Origin of the sequence: Armatimonas sp., from assembly GCF_031410135.1 — a bacterium.
Taxonomy (GTDB): Bacteria; Armatimonadota; Armatimonadia; order Armatimonadales; family Armatimonadaceae; genus Armatimonas.
This window is the reverse complement of the sequence record NZ_JANNYP010000750.1, coordinates 1-1,261: the sequence shown is the minus strand read 5'-3', so window position 1 is coordinate 1,261 and position 1,261 is coordinate 1. Positions and strand designations below refer to the sequence as shown.

Annotated in this window: 2 protein-coding genes; both read right to left on the bottom strand. The window is 56.4% G+C overall.

Annotated elements, in window-relative coordinates; translation table 11 throughout:
• A partial coding sequence (locus RMO15_RS27475) for an arginase family protein (protein WP_309720420.1) occupies window positions 1-569 on the bottom strand: 569 nt, incomplete at its 3' end.
• Window positions 566-1,261 (bottom strand): aromatic amino acid lyase (locus RMO15_RS27470; RefSeq protein WP_309720417.1); only part of this gene is annotated, 696 nt, incomplete at its 5' end. The genes RMO15_RS27470 and RMO15_RS27475, both read right to left, overlap by 4 nt.

Genomic DNA, 1,261 nt, shown 5'->3' with positions numbered 1-1,261 from the left:
GCGGCGCGGCTGATGCCCATCACTCGGTATTCAAGCTGAAACCAATGCCGACTGGAATCTTCCATGGCTTGCAAGAACGGAGTTCCAGACGTGGCCTGAGGCTCTCGTCGAAGGTCAAAGTGAGAATCAAGGTTTAGGATTCCCACGCGCTCGTTCGGTTTGACGACTCCGCTCTGGGCTAGCGCGGAGTAGCTCGCGAATCCAATCTCATGTCCTCCGCCAAGGCCAATGAGCCGTCGACCGGATACCAAGACCTGTGAACCGATTTGGGCATAGCGGAACTGGGCAGATTCGAGTTCACCCGCCAAACACACCACATCCCCGGCATCCTGAAGAAACATTGGCGAGTGTACGGGCAAGTTCGACATCATCCGCCGCAGAGTTGGCGGCCCCGCTGCCGCGCCCACTCGACCTTGATTGCGCCGCACTCCATCATCCGAGGCGAGCCCGAGGAAAACTGCTCCTTGATCGAAGTCAGGGTCGAACGAAGTGACGATTTGGTGCCAACGAAGCCCTGCGTCGCCATCGTGGCGGTCTACTCTTCCTCCCCATCCAATCAAATCACTCATAGCTCCTCTTGATAGGACGGTAGCAGGTGCTGCGCAAGCCCGGTGAATCTTCCCCGCGCAATGAGAGTTTCAACCGAGTTGATGTCTGGCGCAAAGAATCGATCTTGGTCGTAGGGCTTCACAACCGAACGAATTTCGCCCAGGGTGAACTCAAGAACTTTGGAAGACTTGAGAGGGCGAAGAAACTCAATGCCTTGGGCCGCCGCCAGAAGCTCAATTGCAACTATCTTTCGGACATTTTCTGCAATCTCTACCAACTTCCTCGCCGCAAAAGTCGCCATGCTCACATGGTCTTCCTGATTCGCTGAGGTGGGAAGAGAATCCACACTGGCCGGGTGCGCAAGCGACTTGTTCTCACTCGCCAGCGCTGCCGCTGTAACGTGAGCGATCATGAACCCAGAGTTAATCCCAGGCTCCGAAACCAGAAACGCAGGAAGTCCAGAAAGCGAACTGTCGATCAAGAGTGCAATCCGACGCTCAGAGATCGAACCGACTTCGGCGGTTGCAATAGCTAAAACGTCGGCGGCAATCGCGACGGGCTCGGCATGAAAGTTCCCACCCGACAAAACCTCTCCGGTCTCTGGAAACACGAGCGGATTGTCGCTCACGGCGTTAGCCTCGGTGAAGAGAATTCGAGCGCAGTGACGAAGGTGATCAAGACTCGCCCCCATCACCTGCGGCTGACAGCGCAG